The organism is Micromonospora chalcea (genome assembly GCF_002926165.1).
Taxonomy (GTDB): domain Bacteria; phylum Actinomycetota; class Actinomycetes; order Mycobacteriales; family Micromonosporaceae; genus Micromonospora; species Micromonospora chalcea.
Map to the genome: position 1 here is coordinate 35,122 of NZ_MAGP01000117.1, position 13,432 is coordinate 48,553.

14 protein-coding genes and 2 tRNA genes are annotated in these 13,432 nt (G+C 74.2%); 8 read left to right on the forward strand and 8 right to left on the reverse strand.

Annotated elements, in window-relative coordinates; all coding sequences use genetic code 11:
• Positions 1-19: 19 nt before the first annotated feature.
• From BAW75_RS17295 to BAW75_RS17305, 3 genes are all read left to right on the forward strand, one after another.
• Positions 20-93, forward strand: a tRNA-Met gene (locus BAW75_RS17295).
• A 136-nt stretch (positions 94-229) separates the two neighbouring features.
• Positions 230-303: transfer RNA gene (locus BAW75_RS17300), tRNA-Met, on the forward strand.
• A gap of 108 nt (positions 304-411) precedes the next feature.
• Positions 412-660 carry a hypothetical protein gene (locus tag BAW75_RS17305; RefSeq protein WP_043328474.1) on the forward strand — a complete coding sequence of 83 codons (249 nt, stop codon included), beginning with the start codon at positions 412-414 and terminating at the stop codon, positions 658-660.
• Positions 661-725: 65 nt separating this feature from the next.
• Here the strand turns inward: BAW75_RS17305 and BAW75_RS17310 are convergent, their stop codons facing one another.
• Positions 726-2,051, reverse strand: a complete 1,326-nt coding sequence (locus BAW75_RS17310) for an ABC transporter substrate-binding protein (RefSeq protein WP_104114245.1) — start codon at positions 2,049-2,051, stop codon at positions 726-728.
• 124 nt (positions 2,052-2,175) lie between these two features.
• Here BAW75_RS17310 and BAW75_RS17315 point away from each other — a divergent pair, with 124 nt between their 5' ends.
• The gene (locus BAW75_RS17315; RefSeq protein ID WP_043328477.1) at positions 2,176-3,009 is read left to right on the forward strand and encodes a phosphoribosylaminoimidazolesuccinocarboxamide synthase; all 834 of its coding nucleotides are present in this window, start codon (positions 2,176-2,178) and stop codon (positions 3,007-3,009) included.
• A gap of 3 nt (positions 3,010-3,012) precedes the next feature.
• On the opposite strand, the gene glpK is transcribed toward BAW75_RS17315, so the two are convergent.
• On the reverse strand, positions 3,013-4,497 hold the full coding sequence (gene glpK / locus BAW75_RS17320; protein ID WP_208635265.1) for a glycerol kinase GlpK: 1,485 nt from the start codon (positions 4,495-4,497) through the stop codon (positions 3,013-3,015).
• A 64-nt stretch (positions 4,498-4,561) separates the two neighbouring features.
• On the opposite strand from glpK, the gene BAW75_RS17325 reads away from it, so the two are divergent.
• Positions 4,562-5,500: a ribose-phosphate diphosphokinase gene (locus BAW75_RS17325; protein ID WP_069087346.1), complete on the forward strand. Its 939-nt coding sequence runs from the start codon at positions 4,562-4,564 to the stop codon at positions 5,498-5,500.
• Here BAW75_RS17325 and BAW75_RS17330 read toward each other — a convergent pair.
• Complete coding sequence (locus BAW75_RS17330; protein WP_104114247.1) at positions 5,481-5,936, reverse strand: ATP-binding protein; 456 nt, start codon at positions 5,934-5,936, stop codon at positions 5,481-5,483. The two genes, BAW75_RS17325 and BAW75_RS17330, sit on opposite strands and share 20 nt — an antisense overlap.
• Positions 5,937-6,051: 115 nt before the next feature.
• Between BAW75_RS17330 and macS the strand changes: the two genes are divergently transcribed.
• Together macS and BAW75_RS17340 are read left to right on the forward strand one after the other, a co-directional pair.
• Positions 6,052-7,173: a MacS family sensor histidine kinase gene (gene macS / locus BAW75_RS17335; protein WP_064447892.1), complete on the forward strand. Its 1,122-nt coding sequence runs from the start codon at positions 6,052-6,054 to the stop codon at positions 7,171-7,173.
• Positions 7,174-7,184: 11 nt separating this feature from the next.
• Positions 7,185-7,817, forward strand: coding sequence for a response regulator (locus tag BAW75_RS17340; RefSeq protein ID WP_176722742.1), 633 nt, complete (start codon positions 7,185-7,187; stop codon positions 7,815-7,817).
• On the opposite strand, the gene BAW75_RS17345 is transcribed toward BAW75_RS17340, so the two are convergent.
• From BAW75_RS17345 to BAW75_RS17355, 3 genes are all read right to left on the reverse strand, one after another.
• Positions 7,818-8,390 (reverse strand): DUF5709 domain-containing protein, encoded by a 573-nt coding sequence (locus tag BAW75_RS17345; RefSeq protein ID WP_104114248.1) that lies wholly within the window; start codon positions 8,388-8,390, stop codon positions 7,818-7,820.
• A gap of 80 nt (positions 8,391-8,470) precedes the next feature.
• Positions 8,471-9,118 (reverse strand): ATP-binding protein, encoded by a 648-nt coding sequence (locus BAW75_RS17350; protein WP_244206160.1) that lies wholly within the window; start codon positions 9,116-9,118, stop codon positions 8,471-8,473.
• Positions 9,119-9,198: 80 nt separating this feature from the next.
• Positions 9,199-10,197: an SDR family oxidoreductase gene (locus tag BAW75_RS17355; RefSeq protein ID WP_043328486.1), complete on the reverse strand. Its 999-nt coding sequence runs from the start codon at positions 10,195-10,197 to the stop codon at positions 9,199-9,201.
• Between the two features lie 194 nt (positions 10,198-10,391).
• Here BAW75_RS17355 and BAW75_RS17360 point away from each other — a divergent pair, with 194 nt between their 5' ends.
• Entirely contained in the window at positions 10,392-11,660 is a 1,269-nt protein-coding gene (locus tag BAW75_RS17360; protein ID WP_064447891.1) for a glycosyltransferase, read from the forward strand.
• Here the strand turns inward: BAW75_RS17360 and BAW75_RS17365 are convergent.
• Both BAW75_RS17365 and hisN read right to left on the reverse strand, forming a co-directional pair.
• The gene (locus BAW75_RS17365) at positions 11,543-12,508 is read right to left on the reverse strand and encodes a hypothetical protein (RefSeq protein WP_176722743.1); all 966 of its coding nucleotides are present in this window, start codon (positions 12,506-12,508) and stop codon (positions 11,543-11,545) included. The genes BAW75_RS17360 and BAW75_RS17365 overlap by 118 nt on opposite strands.
• 60 nt (positions 12,509-12,568) lie before the next feature.
• A complete protein-coding gene (gene hisN / locus BAW75_RS17370) occupies positions 12,569-13,387 on the reverse strand; it encodes a histidinol-phosphatase (protein ID WP_104114255.1) in 819 nt (272 codons plus the stop codon).
• Positions 13,388-13,432 lie beyond the last annotated feature (45 nt).

The following is a 13,432-nucleotide window of genomic DNA, read 5'->3' on the forward strand; positions in this document are numbered from 1 at the left end:
GCTACGGTTGTCGAGCCGACGCGGGGTGGAGCAGCTCGGTAGCTCGCTGGGCTCATAACCCAGAGGTCGCAGGTTCAAATCCTGTCCCCGCTACTCGTGACGAAGGGCCCCGGAGTTCTCTCCGGGGCCCTTCGCCGTTTCCGCCTGCCGCCGGTCCGCGCGGGCCGGCGGCAGGATCGGGGACCCGGCTGATCTCCGGGATCGGAGTGCGATAAGCTTTACGAGCCGACGCGGGGTGGAGCAGCTCGGTAGCTCGCTGGGCTCATAACCCAGAGGTCGCAGGTTCAAATCCTGTCCCCGCTACTCGTGACGAAGGGCCCCGGAATTCTTTCCGGGGCCCTTCGCCGTGTCCGGCGACATCCGCCCTCATCCGCCGTGCCCCGGTTGCGGGTCTCGGCGAGGATGGGGGGCATGTCTGCATGGAACAAGTGGTGGGGCCGCCTGGGCGCGGTCCTCGGTACGGTCGTGCTCTCGGTGTTCGTGCCGGTCGCGGCCTGGGCGTCGTCGGGCACCGGCGAGATCGTGGTGGAGGCGGCGCGCCGGCGCGGCCGCGGCGGGTTCGGCTTCCTCGGCCTGCTCTGCTGCCTCGTGGTGGTCGGCGGCATCGTCCTGCTGGTGCTGCTGCTCACACGCGGACGCCGCAACCGACCTCCGCGCTGACCCCCGGGCCCGCCCTGCCCGGCGATCATGAGGTTGGCGGCGACAAATCGGACGCGGCGGGCGGGTCAGCTCGCCAGGGCGGCGTTGGCCTGGGCCATGAAGCGCGAGGTGGCGGTGCGGGCGCCGGAGCGCTTGCCGCGGATGCTCTCGGCCGCGTCGATCAGCAGGGTGCGGACCTTGGCGTGTCCCTTGGGCGGCGGCGCGGGTGACGGACCGGCCAGCCCGTCCAGTTCGGCGCCGAGCGCGGCCATCCGCTTCTCGGACCGGTCGGTCAGCTCGCCGGCGACGAACGAGCGCACCTGCTTGCTGGCGTTGAGGCCGCGCTCCACGCCGAGGAGCCGGCCGGCCGCCACGTTCGTGGTCAGGAAGTCGATCACGTTCGCCACCACCTCCGGGTGGCGGGTGCCCTGGAAGCCGGCCCAGTACATCGACGCCCGGGGCCACTGGGCGGCGGGCGTGCCCGGAAAGGCCACCGCCGCCAGCTCGTCGTCGGTCAGGCGTTGCAGCTCCGGCAACTGGTGCGACCAGGCGAACGAGGCCGCTGTGTGCCCGGTGACCACGAGCTGGCGGGCCAGCTCGCCGCTGTCCGCCTGCTCGACCAGCGCGGCGCTCGGGGTGGCCCGGCCGAAGCGGGCCACCTCCCAGAACTCGAACCAGTCGAGCAGCTCGGCCGAGCTGAAACCGAGCTGCCGCCCCCGGTACATCTCGCTGCCCTGGCCGCGCAGCCACAGCCAGAGCGCCCGGTAGTCGCCGGAGGCGTCCATGGTGCCGGCCACCCGGTTGCCGGAGGCGCGGGTCACGCGGGCGGCCCAGGCGACGTATTCCTTCCAGGACATCCCGGTGCGCGGCTCGGGCTGGCCCAGCCGGCGCAGCAGCGCGCGGTTGAACACCAGCGCCGCGCTGGTCTGCGCGGCCGCCACGCCCACGGTCCGCTCGTCCACCTGGCCGTAGCGGGCCAGCTGCGCCGGCACCTCGCGCAGGTCGATCCGCCCGTCGGTGGCGTACGGGCTGAGGTCGAGCAGGATGTCCCGGCCGGCGTACTCGGCGAGCAGCGTGTCGTCGATCTGGAACAGGTCCGGCGGGTTGCCGCCGGTGGCCTGGGTGGCCAGCCGGTCGTAGTAGCCGCTCAACCCCTGCCAGGTGACCCGGAAGCTGACCCGGGGGTTCTGCTGCGAGTACAGGCGCAGCGCCTGCTCGGTGGCCGCCGCCCGCCGGTCGCCGCCCCACCAGAACACCGACAGCTCGACCGGGCCGTCGTCGACGGCCGCCTCCTCCGGGCTGCACCCGGCCAGTGCCGGCAGCCCGCCGCTGAGCAGCGGCAGCCCGGCGAGCGCGCCGAGAAGCCGTCGCCGGTCCAGGCCGGGACGGGGTACGGACTGCGCAGCGGGCACGGATCTCTCTCCGAACGTCGGTGGACGGATCATTTCACCGGCCCCTACGGCGGGGTGTCAACGCCGGGCGGGACCTCCGGTGGGCGCGCCGGGCGGCCCTCGCCGGTCATGGTGTACTAGCGCCGTGGAACTTCTGCATTCGGGCAAGGTCCGGGACGTCTACGCCGACGGCGAGGACCTGATCCTGGTCGCCACCGACCGCGTCTCCATCTACGACGTGGTGCTGCCGACCCCGATCCCGGACAAGGGCCGCCTGCTCACCGCGCTGTCGCTGTGGTGGTTCGAGCAGCTGTCCGACCTGGTGCCGAACCACGTGATCTCGGCGACGGACGTGCCGGCGGAGTTCGCCGGCCGGGCGATCCGCTGCCGCCGGCTGGACATGGTGCCGGTCGAGTGCGTGGCCCGGGGCTACCTGACCGGCGGCGGCTTCGCCGAATACCAGCGCACCGGCTCGGTCTCCGGGGTGCCGCTGCCGCGCGGCCTGGTCGAGGCGTCGATCCTGCCCGAGCCGATCTTCACGCCGTCGACGAAGGCGCCGAAGGGCGAGCACGACGAGCCGATCACGTACGAGCAGGTGGTGGACAAGGTCGGCCCGGAGGTCGCGGAGCGGCTGCGGCAGATCACCATCGACGTCTACCGGCGCGGCGCGGAGATCGCCGCCGAGCGGGGCATCCTGATCGCGGACACGAAGCTGGAGCTGGGCTGGGCGGCGGACGGCACGCTGGTTCTCGGCGACGAGGTGCTCACCTCCGACTCGTCCCGGTTCTGGCCGGCCGAGTCGTACCAGCCGGGCCGCGCCCAGTTCTCCTACGACAAGCAGTACGTGCGGGACTGGGCCACGTCCAGCGGCTGGGACAAGCAGCCGCCCGCGCCGGAGGTGCCGGCCGAGGTGATCGAGGCGACCCGGGCCCGCTACGTCGAGGTGTACGAGAAGCTCACCGGCAACCGCTGGGACTGACGCTCACTCGGCCCAGTCGAGCGTGCGCTGGACCGCCTTGTGCCACTGACGCAGCTCACGCTCCCGGTGCGCCGGGTCCATCGTCGACTCCCACTGCGCGTCCGAACGCCACTTCTCGCGCAGCGTGGCCAGGTCCGGCCAGAACCCGACGGCCAGGCCGGCGGCGTACGCGGCGCCGAGGCACGTCGTCTCGGTGATCCGGGACCGTACGACCGGCACGGCCAGCACATCGGCGAGGAACTGCATGAGCAGCTCGTTGCCGGTCATCCCGCCGTCGACCCGCAGCCGGCGCAGCGCCACGTCGGAGTCGGCGTTCATCGCGTCGACCACCTCGCGGGTCTGGAACGCTGACGCCTCCAGCACCGCGCGGGCCAGATGCCCCTTGGTGATGTAGCCGGTCAGCCCGGCGATCACGCCCCGGGCGTCGCTGCGCCAGTGCGGGGCGAACAGGCCGGAGAAGGCCGGCACCACGTAGCAGCCGCCGTTGTCGTCGACGGTGCGGGCCAGCTCCTCGACCTGCGGGGCGGAGGAGATCAGGCCGAGGTTGTCGCGCAGCCACTGCACCAGCGAGCCGGTGACCGCGATGGCGCCCTCCAGCGCGTACACGGCGGGCTGGCCCTCGATCCGGTACGCCACGGTGGTGAGCAGGCCGTGCCGCGACGGCACCGGGCTGGCCCCGGTGTTGAGCAGCAGGAAGCTGCCGGTGCCGTAGGTGCACTTGGCCTCGCCGGGCTGGAAGCAGGTCTGCCCGAACAACGCGGCCTGCTGGTCGCCGAGCGCGCTCGCCACCGGCACCTCGGCCAGCACCCCCTGAGCGGTGCCGTACACCTCGGCCGAGCTGCGGATCTCGGGCAGCACGGCGGCCGGGACGCGCAGCGCGTCGAGCAGCTCCGGGTCCCAGTCGAGCGTCTCCAGGTCCATCAGCATGGTGCGGCTGGCGTTCGTCACGTCGGTGACGTGCCGGCCGGTCAGCTTCCAGATCAGCCAGCTGTCCATGGTGCCGAACAGCACCTCGCCGCGCTCGGCCCGCTCGCGCAGCCCGTCGACGTGGTCGAGCAGCCAGCGCAGCTTCGGCCCGGCGAAGTAGGTGGCCGGGGTCAGGCCGGTGCGGGCCCGCAGCCGCTCCTGGTCGTACGTCTCGGTCAGCTCCCGCAGCAGCGGGCCGGTGCGGGTGTCCTGCCAGACGATCGCGTTCGCCACCGGGCGGCCGGTCTCCCGGTCCCACACCACAGTGGTCTCCCGCTGGTTGGTGATGCCCACCGCGGCCAGCATCTCGGTGCCGATGTCGGCGCTGGCCAGCGCCTCGCGGACCACGTGCTCGACGTTCGTCCAGATCTCCTCGGCGTCGTGTTCCACCCAGCCGGGCCGGGGGAAGATCTGCCGGTGCTCGCGCTGGGCCACGGCGACGATCTCGCCGGCCCGGTCGAAGACGATGCAGCGCGACGACGTGGTGCCCTGGTCGATGGCGGCGACGAACTCTGCGGTCACGGCAGCACCGTACCCGCCGCGAGTGTCCACCGTCTCCTCCCGGCGGCCCGTACGATCATCAGACGTGCGTGACATTGCCGTGTTCAGCGGGTCGGCCCATCCGGTCCTCGCCGCCGAGATCTGCGCCCACCTCCACGTCCCGTTGCATCCGGTGCGGGTGTCCCGGTTCGCCAACGACTGCCTGGAGGTGCAGTTGCAGGCGAACTGCCGGGAGCGCGACGTCTTCCTCATCCAGCCGCTGGTGCCGCCGGTGCAGGAGCACCTGGTCGAGCTGCTGCTCATGATCGACGCGGCCCGGGGCGCGTCGGCCGCCCGGATCACAGTGGTGCTGCCGCACTACGCGTACGCCCGGTCGGACAAGAAGGACGCGCCGCGCATCTCCATCGGCGGCCGGCTCGTCGCCGACCTGCTCACCTCCGCCGGCGCGCACCGGGTGCTGGCCATGACGCTGCACTCGCCGCAGGTGCACGGCTTCTTCAGCGTCCCGGTGGACCACCTGCACGCGCTGCGGGAGCTGGCCGCCCACTTCAAGGGGCACGACCTGGGCAACGCGGTGGTGGTCTCGCCGGACCTGGGCAACGCCAAGGAGGCCGCCGCGTTCGCCCGGATGCTGGGTACGCCGGTGGCGGCCGGCGCGAAGCAGCGCTTCAGCGACGACCGGGTGCAGATCAGCACGATCATCGGCGACGTGACGGACCGGGACGTGATCGTGCTGGACGACGAGATCGCCAAGGGCAGCACCGTGATCGAGCTGATCTCGCACCTGCGCGAGCGGCGGGTCCGTTCGATCCGGCTGGCCTGTACGCACGGCCTGTTCTCCAGCGGGGCGCTGGAGCGGCTCAGCGGGCAGGAGGGCGTACTGGAGATCGTCTGCACCAACACCGTGCCGATCCCGGCGGAGAAGCGGGTGCCGAAGCTGGAGGTGCTGTCGGTGGCGCCGGCTCTGGCCGAGGCGATGCGGCGGATCCACAACGGGGAGTCGGTCAGCGCCCTGTTCGCCTGACGGTGGCGAGCGCGGCGGTGATCCGGACGACGGTGCCGGCGTCGCCGGTCTCCACCTCCATCGTGTCGCTCAGCTCCCGGGCCAGCCAGAGGCCCCAGCCGCCGGCGGTGTCCGGCGCCGGCCGGTCACGGTCGCGCAGCCGCCGCTCGCTGATCCCGGGCCCGTGGTCGGCGACCTGGCAGACCAGCTCGCCCTCGCGCTGCCAGAGTCGCAACCAGCCCTGCCCGCCGCCGTGCCGCACCGCGTTGGTGATCAGCTCGTTGACCGCCAGCACGAAGTCGTCCAGCCGTTGACCGGACAGGCCGGAGTCCTGCGCGCAGGAGGTCACCGAGTGCCGCAGCTCGGTCACCTGCGCCTGACCGAAGGCCGTGGCGAGAAGGAGGGAAGGTTCGATGGGCACAACCGTACGCGGTGCGGGGAGTTCTGCGTCTGTCATGACCCCGTCCCGACGATGGCTCTCGACGACTTTCGCGGCATTTCAACCGTACGTCAGGGTTTCTCAGGCCGCACCGGCCGGGGTCCCCTCGACCGGCTGTGACAGGGTGACGCACATGCCGTCGTCCTCCGGCCTCGAGGGCCCGTTCTGGCGCTCCATCGCGGTGTTCCGGTTCGCCGCGCTCGCGTACGTCGGGCTGGTCGTGCTGCGCGACGCGGACCGCTACGCGCACCCGGTCGCCGCGGGCGGCGTCCTGCTGGCGATGCTGGCCTGGAGCGGCGTGACGGCGGCCGGCTACGGCCGCCCGGCCGGGCGGCGCTGGCCGCTGCTGCTGGCCGACCTCGGCGTGGTGCTGGCGATCATCCTGGTCACGCCCTGGGTGGTCGGGCGCGCGGCGCTCGCCGCCGGCGTGCCGATGCTGACCGCCGCCTGGCTGGCCGGGCCGGTGCTCGCCTGGGCGGTCTCCGGCGGGCGGCGGCGCGGCGCGGTGGCCGCGCTGGTGCTCGGCGGCGCCGACCTCGCCACCCGGGACCGGATCAGCCCGTCCGCGCTGACCGGGGCGATCCTGATGTTGCTCGCCGGTGTGGTGGTCGGGCACGTGGCGCGGCTGGCGGTGCAGGCGGAGGAGCGGTTGCAGCGGGCGGTGGAACTGGAGGCGGCGACCCGGGAACGGGAGCGGCTGGCCCGCGACATCCACGACTCCGTGCTCCAGGTGCTCGCGCTGGTCCGGCGGCGCGGCGCGGACCTGGACGGCGAGGCGGCCGAGCTGGCCCGGCTGGCCGGCGAGCAGGAGGCCGCGCTGCGGGCGCTCATCGGCCGGGCGGGCGCGCCGCCGGACCCGGCCGGGGCCGAGCAGGACCTGCGCGACCTGATCGACAGGTACGCCTCGGCCACCGTCGTGGTGTCCGCGCCCGCCACCCCGGTGCCGTTGCCCGCGCGGACCGCCGGTGAGCTGGGCGCGGCGGTCGGCGCGGCGCTGGACAACGTGGCCCGGCACGCCGGTGGGCGGGCCTGGGTGCTGATCGAGGACGAGGAGGAGACGGTGACCGTCTCGGTACGCGACGAGGGGCCGGGCATCCCGGACGGGCGGCTGGCGGAGGCCGCCGCGCAGGGGCGGCTCGGGGTGGCGCAGTCCATCCGGGGCCGGGTGGCCGACCTGGGCGGCGAGGTGCGGATCGCGTCCGCGCCGGGCGCCGGCACCGAGATCGAGCTGATCGTGCCGAGGAGCCGCGGGTGAGCATCCGGGTGATGGTGGTCGACGACCACCCGATGTGGCGCGAGGGCGTGGCCCGCGACCTCACCGAGGCGGGTCACCAGGTGGTGGCGACCAGCGGCGAGGGGCGGCAGGCGGTACGGGTGGCCGCGGCGGCCCGCCCCGACCTGGTCGTGCTCGACCTCCAGCTGCCGGACATCTCCGGCGTCGAGGTGATCCGGGGGCTGCGCGCGGCGTTGCCCGAGGTGCGGGTGCTCATGCTCTCGGCCAGCGGCGAGCCGCAGGGCGTGCTGGACGCGGTCAAGGCCGGCGCCACCGGCTACCTGGTCAAGTCGGCCGCCCCGGCGGAGTTCCTGGACGCGGTGCGCCGTACGGCGGCCGGCGAGCCGGTGTTCACGCCGGGCCTGGCCGGCCTGGTGCTGGGGGAGTACCGGCGGCTGGCCGCGGCGCCGCCCGCCCCGGACGACGACGCACCCCGGCTCACCGAGCGGGAGACCGAGGTGCTGCGCCTGGTCGCCAAGGGGCTGTCCTACAAGCAGATCGCCGACCGGCTGGGCCTGTCCCACCGGACCGTGCAGAACCACGTGCAGAACACCCTGGGCAAGCTCCAGTTGCACAACCGGGTCGAGCTGACCCGGTACGCCATCGAGCGGGGCCTGGACGGCTAGCTAGCGGGCGTCCGGCGGGCGGGTCTCGTGCACCGCCAGCTCCTCCGCGCTGGCCCCGCCACCGGCCGCGCCCGCGTCGTAGGCGACGTTGTCGGTCTCCTGGTCGGTGTGCGCGCCCTCGTCCGGCTCGACCAGCCGGCCCACCTGGTGGTCGGCGACGGTGCCGAGCTGACCGTGGTCGTACACGGAGACGGGGGAGTCCGGGTCGGATACCGGGCCCGGGTCGATCACGTCGGCGTCGAGCCGGGCCTGCGCGGCGGCCTCCTCGCTGTCCGCCTCGGCGGCGATGTCCGGGTCGACCGGGCCGGCCAGCGGGTCGTCGGCGGGACGCTCGTACTGCTCGCGCTGGAGCTTGTAGTCCAGCGACTCGCCGTCGAGCTGCTCCTCCGCCGTGGTGCCGAACTCGTCCACCGCGACCGGCGTGCGGTCGCCGGGGAGCTGGGCCGGCTCGGGGCCGTCCGCCTCGCGCCCGGTCAGCACGTCGTCGTTGGCGGTGGAGTCGTCGTCGGCGGTGTCGGGCAGGCCCGCCGCCTCGGGATCGGACACGGGGGTGGGGTACTCGTCGTCGCGCATGCTCGGGAACTACCCACTGCGCTCCCCGCCCTAACCGCAACCGGCCGGGTGGATCGGGAGCAACAGGGCGAAAGGGCACCTCAGTTGCGGACCGCCGCCTCGTCCTCGACGTACAGCACGCACCACACCACCTTGCCGTCGGGCAGCGGAGTGCTGCCCCAGCGCCGGGCCACCGTGTCGATGAGCAGCAGCCCGCGCCCGCCCAGCGCGTCCGCCGCCGCCGGACCCGCGTACGCGGGCTGCCCGGCCGAGTGGTCGCGGACGGCCACGTGCAGCGCGTTGCCGCGCGGCGCCAGCCGGAGCGTCATCGGGGTCAGCGCGTGCGCCACCACGTTGTTGACCATCTCGGTGACCGCGATGCAGGCCGGTTCGACCAGCTCCGGCAGGCCCCACCGGAGGCACCCGGCGGAGACCAGCGACCGTGCCTCGCGCGCGGCCTCGACCACCGGGGGCAGTTCGACGCCGAGCGGGTCCGGCGGCGGGTCCGGCGGCGTGGCGTCCGGGTCGAGCAGCATCTCGCTGGCCGGCCAGTCGGACACCGCCCGGCAGACCTCGTCCAGCGCGTCGCGGGCCAGCGGGTCGGCGATACGCACCCCGGACAGGTCCACGAGCAGCAGGCCGGGGCGCTGCCACAGCCGGGCCAGCAGCGCGTCCCGCACGGCCTCCACCTCGGCCCGGTCGAGCACGCCGGTCAGCCGGACTCTCGCGGAGGAATCGTCGGTCTCCACCAGGCAACGCGCATCCGTCGGCATGATCGCCCCATTGTGCACCTCGGCCGCCGCCCGCGCACCGGTCCGGTCGGCGGGACTCACGGCCGGCCCGTCCGGGACCGGCGGCTGATCGCCGCCGCCGTGCCGACAGCGGTGCCGGCCGCCAGACCGACGGCCGCGGTGAGCCGCAGCAACTGACCCCGCCGCCCGGACCAGCCGTCGGTCCGCTCCGCCGCCGCGCCGGGGGTGAAGACGGCGCCGGTGGAGTCGGCGCGTACGCCGGGCCCGAACTGGGTGCGCGCGGTGTACCAGCCCATCACCCGCTCGGCCAGCGCCGGGGCGAGCCGCCACTGGAGCCCGATCAGCCGGGCCGCGCCGCCCGCGTACGCCTCCCGCCGGGGCCGGCGCAGCAGTTTCACTATCGTCTCGGCGACCATCTCCGGCGGGTACACCGGCGGTGGCGGGGTCAGTTCCCGGCCGGTGTGGTTGGCCGCGTGCCGGAAGAACGGCGTGTCGATGGTGGCCGGCAGCACCGTGCAGATCGAGATGTTGCCCCGCCCGGTCACCCGCAGCTCCTGCCGGACCGTGTCGGCCAGGCCGCGGATCGCGTGCTTCGTGGCGTTGTACGCCGACTGGTACGGCATCGCCACCTCGGCCAGCACCGAGGCGTTGTTGACCAGCACCCCGCCACCGGCGGCGGTCAGCCAGGGCAGCGCCGCGCGTGTTCCGTACACGGCCCCCAGCAGGTTCACGTCCACCACCCGGCGGAACTCGGCCACCGGGATCTCGTCGAACAGTCCCACGGTGCCGACCGCCGCGTTGTTGACCCAGGCGTCGATCCGGCCGAACTCGGCCACCGCCCGCGCCGCGAGCTGCTCCACCGCCTCCGGGTCGGTCACGTCGGTGGGCACCACCAGGGCCCGTCCGCCCAGTTCCCGGCAGCTCGCCGCCACCCGGCGCAGCGCCGACCCGGTCCGGGCGGCGAGCACCACGTCGGCGCCCCGCTGGGCCAGCGCGTACGCGGTCGCCGCGCCGATCCCGCTGGAGGCGCCGGTGATGACGACCGTGGCGTCGGAGAGGCTGCGGGTGAGCGGCATTCTCCGGCGGTACCCCCGGACCGCCCGGTCATGCCGACCGATTTCGACGGTGATCGGGTTCGGTCGGCCGTCCCGCTCGCGGGACAGCGGTGGCCCGGTGACCCCGATCTGCCAGGTTTGGGCGCGCCGGACCTGGGTTAATGGGACGCTCTGACCGGAGACCCCGCTACGCGAGAAACGCATGGAGGTGCACCATGCGCGTCGGCCTTGTATGCGCGCACGCCGGCTCGTCCACCGACGGTCCCACCGTCGGGACGCAGGAGCACATTGCGCGCGTGGCGGCGGAGCTCGCCGCCCGGGGCCATGACGTCCGCGTGTACGAGCGCCGTGCCGCCGCCGCCCAGCCCGCCCTGACCGAACTCGACGGCTACCGGGTGGAACGTGTGCCGGTCGGCCCGCCCGACGTGCTCTCCACCGCCGAGCTGGTGCCCTTCGTCGCCGAGTACGGCCGCTGGCTGGCCGGGCAGTGGGCCGGTGACTGGACCCCCGACGTGGTGCACGGCCACTACTGGGTCGGCGGGCTGGCCGCCGCCCACGCGGTACGCGCCACCGACATCCCGGTGGTGCAGACGTTCCACTCGCTCGGCGTCGAGCAGCTGCGGCACCTCGGGCCCCGGTACGGCGGCCCGGGCGAGCGCATCCCGCTGGAACGGGCGCTGACCCGGGCGGTGGACGTGGCGGTGGCCCAGTGCAACGACGAGGTGGACGAGCTGACCCGGATGGGCCTGCAGCGCACGTCGGTGGCGATGGTGCCGACCGGGGTGGACACCGGCCAGTTCCACCCGGACGGCGAGGCGGCGCCCCGCGACCAGCGGGCCCGGATCCTCTCCGTCGGCGGGCTCGCCCCCGGACACGGGCAGGACGACCTGATCCGGGCGATGCGGCTGGTCGGCGACGCGGAGCTGGTGATCGCCGGCGGCCCGCCGGCCGAGCGGCTGGACGGGCACGCCGAGGCGCGCCGGCTGCGGGAGCTGGCCGAGCGGGCCGGGGTGGCGGAGCAGGTGAAGCTGGTCGGCGCGGTGCCGCACGACCAGATGGCGACCTGGTACCGCTCCGCCGACGTGGTGGCCTGCACGCCGCACTACGCGTCGGCCGGGCGGGTGTCGCTGGAGGCGATGGCCTGCGGCGTGCCGGTGGTCGGCTACGCCATGGGCGGCATCGCCGACGCGGTGGTGGACGAGGTGACCGGCAAGCTGGTGCCGCCCGGTGACGTACGCACGCTCGGGGTCACGCTGCGCCGGCTGCTGTCGGACAACGCCGGGCGGTTCGCGTACGGGCACGCCGCGGTGGACCGGGTCCGGTGCAGCTACACCTGGGAACGTACCGCCGCCGCGCTGGAACGTCTCTACGAGCGGGTGATCGGGCGTCGCCGCCCGGCCACGCCGATCGAGCCGACGCCGGTCGAGGTGACGCCGCCGGTCGAGGTGGCCGTCTCGGAACGGGGACCGGTCGAGGCGGCCTGAACCGGCACCATCCCGGCGCCCACAATCGCCTTCTGGCGGGCGCTGGCGTGGTGGTGCTGCGGTTCGGCGTACCGGGTCAGGCCGACCACCGCCGCGAGCGTGACCAGGAAGCCCAGACCGGCCAGCCACTCCCGGCCGGGCCAGATCTTGTCGTTGAGCAGCAGCAGGCCGACGATCGCCGCGGGCACCGCCCCGGCGGCGTCCATCGCGGCCACCGCCGCCGTGGTCGACCCGCGCTGCATGGCCAGGCCGAGCAGCAGCTGGCCGATGACCGAGTGCACGATCAGCAGGTAGAGCAGCGGGTCGCGGACGAACGCCTCCACCGATCCGGCCGAGGCGAGCGGGCGGGCCGCCACCGCGGCGGCGGAGAACGCCATCCCGGCCAGCGAGCCGAGCACCACCGACCCGAGCGCGCCGTGCAGCCGGGCGGCGAAGAACCCGGACCCGGCGATCGCGAACACCGCCACCGCCAGGCCGACCAGTCCGGCGGTGCCGAGCTGCCGCGACGGCGCCGGCTGGGCCGACAGCACCAGCGCGGTGATGCCGGCGAACAGCAGCACCAGCAGCACCACCTCGGCGGCCGGCAACCGCCACTTGAGCACCAGCACGCCGAGCACGGCGGTCACCCCGAGCCCGGCCGCCACGCTCGCCTGCACCAGGAACAGCGGCAGGTCGCGGCGGGCCAGGAACGCCAGCACGAAGCCGACCACCTGGCAGGTCAGGCCGATCAGGTACGTCCGGTGCCCGGCCAGGCGCAGCAGCAGCCCCGGGTCGAACGTGTGGTGCACGGTTGTCCGCGCCGCGGCGACCGACTGGAGAAGGTTGGCGAAGCCGTACGCGACGATCATCGCTGCCAGGAAGCACCAACCGGAGGAAACCACCTGGCGAGGATAGAGGCTCTTCCCGGTTCAGCGCTCGGCTGGACGGCCGAGCCGGGCCAGGATGTCGTCGTGCAGCGCGCCGTTGCTGGCCACGGCGCTGATGTCGGCGGAGTCCGCGCCCGCCGGGGCCGGCCGGCCGGCCAGATCCGTGATCACGCCACCCGCCTCGGTGACGATCGGCACCAGCGCGGCGATGTCCCACAGCGACAGCTCCGGCTCCACCATCACGTCCAGCGCCCCCTCGGCCAGCAGCATGTAACCGTAGAAGTCGCCGTACGCGCGGCTGCGCCAGGTGTCCCGCATGAGCTGGAGGATCGCCTCCAGCCGGCCGGCCTGCTCCCACCCGGTCAGCGACGAGTAGCAGATGCTCGCGTCGCCGAGCGCGGTGACGCCGGAGACCCGAATCGGCGTGCCGTCCGCCGGTCCGGCGCCGGCGAACGCGCCCGCGCCGAGCGCGCCCCACCAGCGGCGGCCCAGCGCCGGGGCGGAGACGAGGCCGAGCACCGGCCGGTCGTGCTCCAGCAGCGCGATCAGGGTGGCCCAGACCGGTACGCCCCGGACGAAGTTCTTCGTGCCGTCGATCGGGTCGATCACCCAGCGCCGCCCGTCCGGACCGGCCGGCGGCTGCTCGCCGTACTCCTCGCCGAGCAGGCCGTCGCCGGGACGGTGGGTGGCCAGCAGCGCGCGGATCTCCCGCTCCACGGCGGTGTCCGCGTCGGAGACCGGGGTCAGGTCCGGCTTCGACTCGACGCGCAGGTCCAGCGCGCGGAACCGGGCCGAGGAGACCGCGTCCGCGGCGTCGGCGAGCAGGTGGGCGAGGGCGAGATCGTCGGCGTACCCGGTCATGACGGACACGCTAGTGGCGTGACCACGACCGTCGGTCGTCGGGGC

What these genes read in the sequence shown, in the direction of transcription:
- BAW75_RS17305 (WP_043328474.1), top strand. Translation starts at nt 412, where the DNA reads ATGTCTGCATGGAACAAGTGGTGGGGCCGCCTGGGCGCGGTCCTCGGT.
- BAW75_RS17330 (WP_104114247.1), bottom strand. Translation starts at nt 5,936, where the DNA reads ATGACAGACGCAGAACTCCCCGCACCGCGTACGGTTGTGCCCATCGAA.
- macS (WP_064447892.1), top strand. Translation starts at nt 6,052, where the DNA reads ATGCCGTCGTCCTCCGGCCTCGAGGGCCCGTTCTGGCGCTCCATCGCG.
- BAW75_RS17340 (WP_176722742.1), top strand. Translation starts at nt 7,185, where the DNA reads ATGGTGGTCGACGACCACCCGATGTGGCGCGAGGGCGTGGCCCGCGAC.
- BAW75_RS17345 (WP_104114248.1), bottom strand. Translation starts at nt 8,390, where the DNA reads ATGCGCGACGACGAGTACCCCACCCCCGTGTCCGATCCCGAGGCGGCG.
- BAW75_RS17355 (WP_043328486.1), bottom strand. Translation starts at nt 10,197, where the DNA reads ATGCCGCTCACCCGCAGCCTCTCCGACGCCACGGTCGTCATCACCGGC.
- BAW75_RS17360 (WP_064447891.1), top strand. Translation starts at nt 10,392, where the DNA reads ATGCGCGTCGGCCTTGTATGCGCGCACGCCGGCTCGTCCACCGACGGT.
- BAW75_RS17365 (WP_176722743.1), bottom strand. Translation starts at nt 12,508, where the DNA reads ATGATCGTCGCGTACGGCTTCGCCAACCTTCTCCAGTCGGTCGCCGCG.
- hisN (WP_104114255.1), bottom strand. Translation starts at nt 13,387, where the DNA reads ATGACCGGGTACGCCGACGATCTCGCCCTCGCCCACCTGCTCGCCGAC.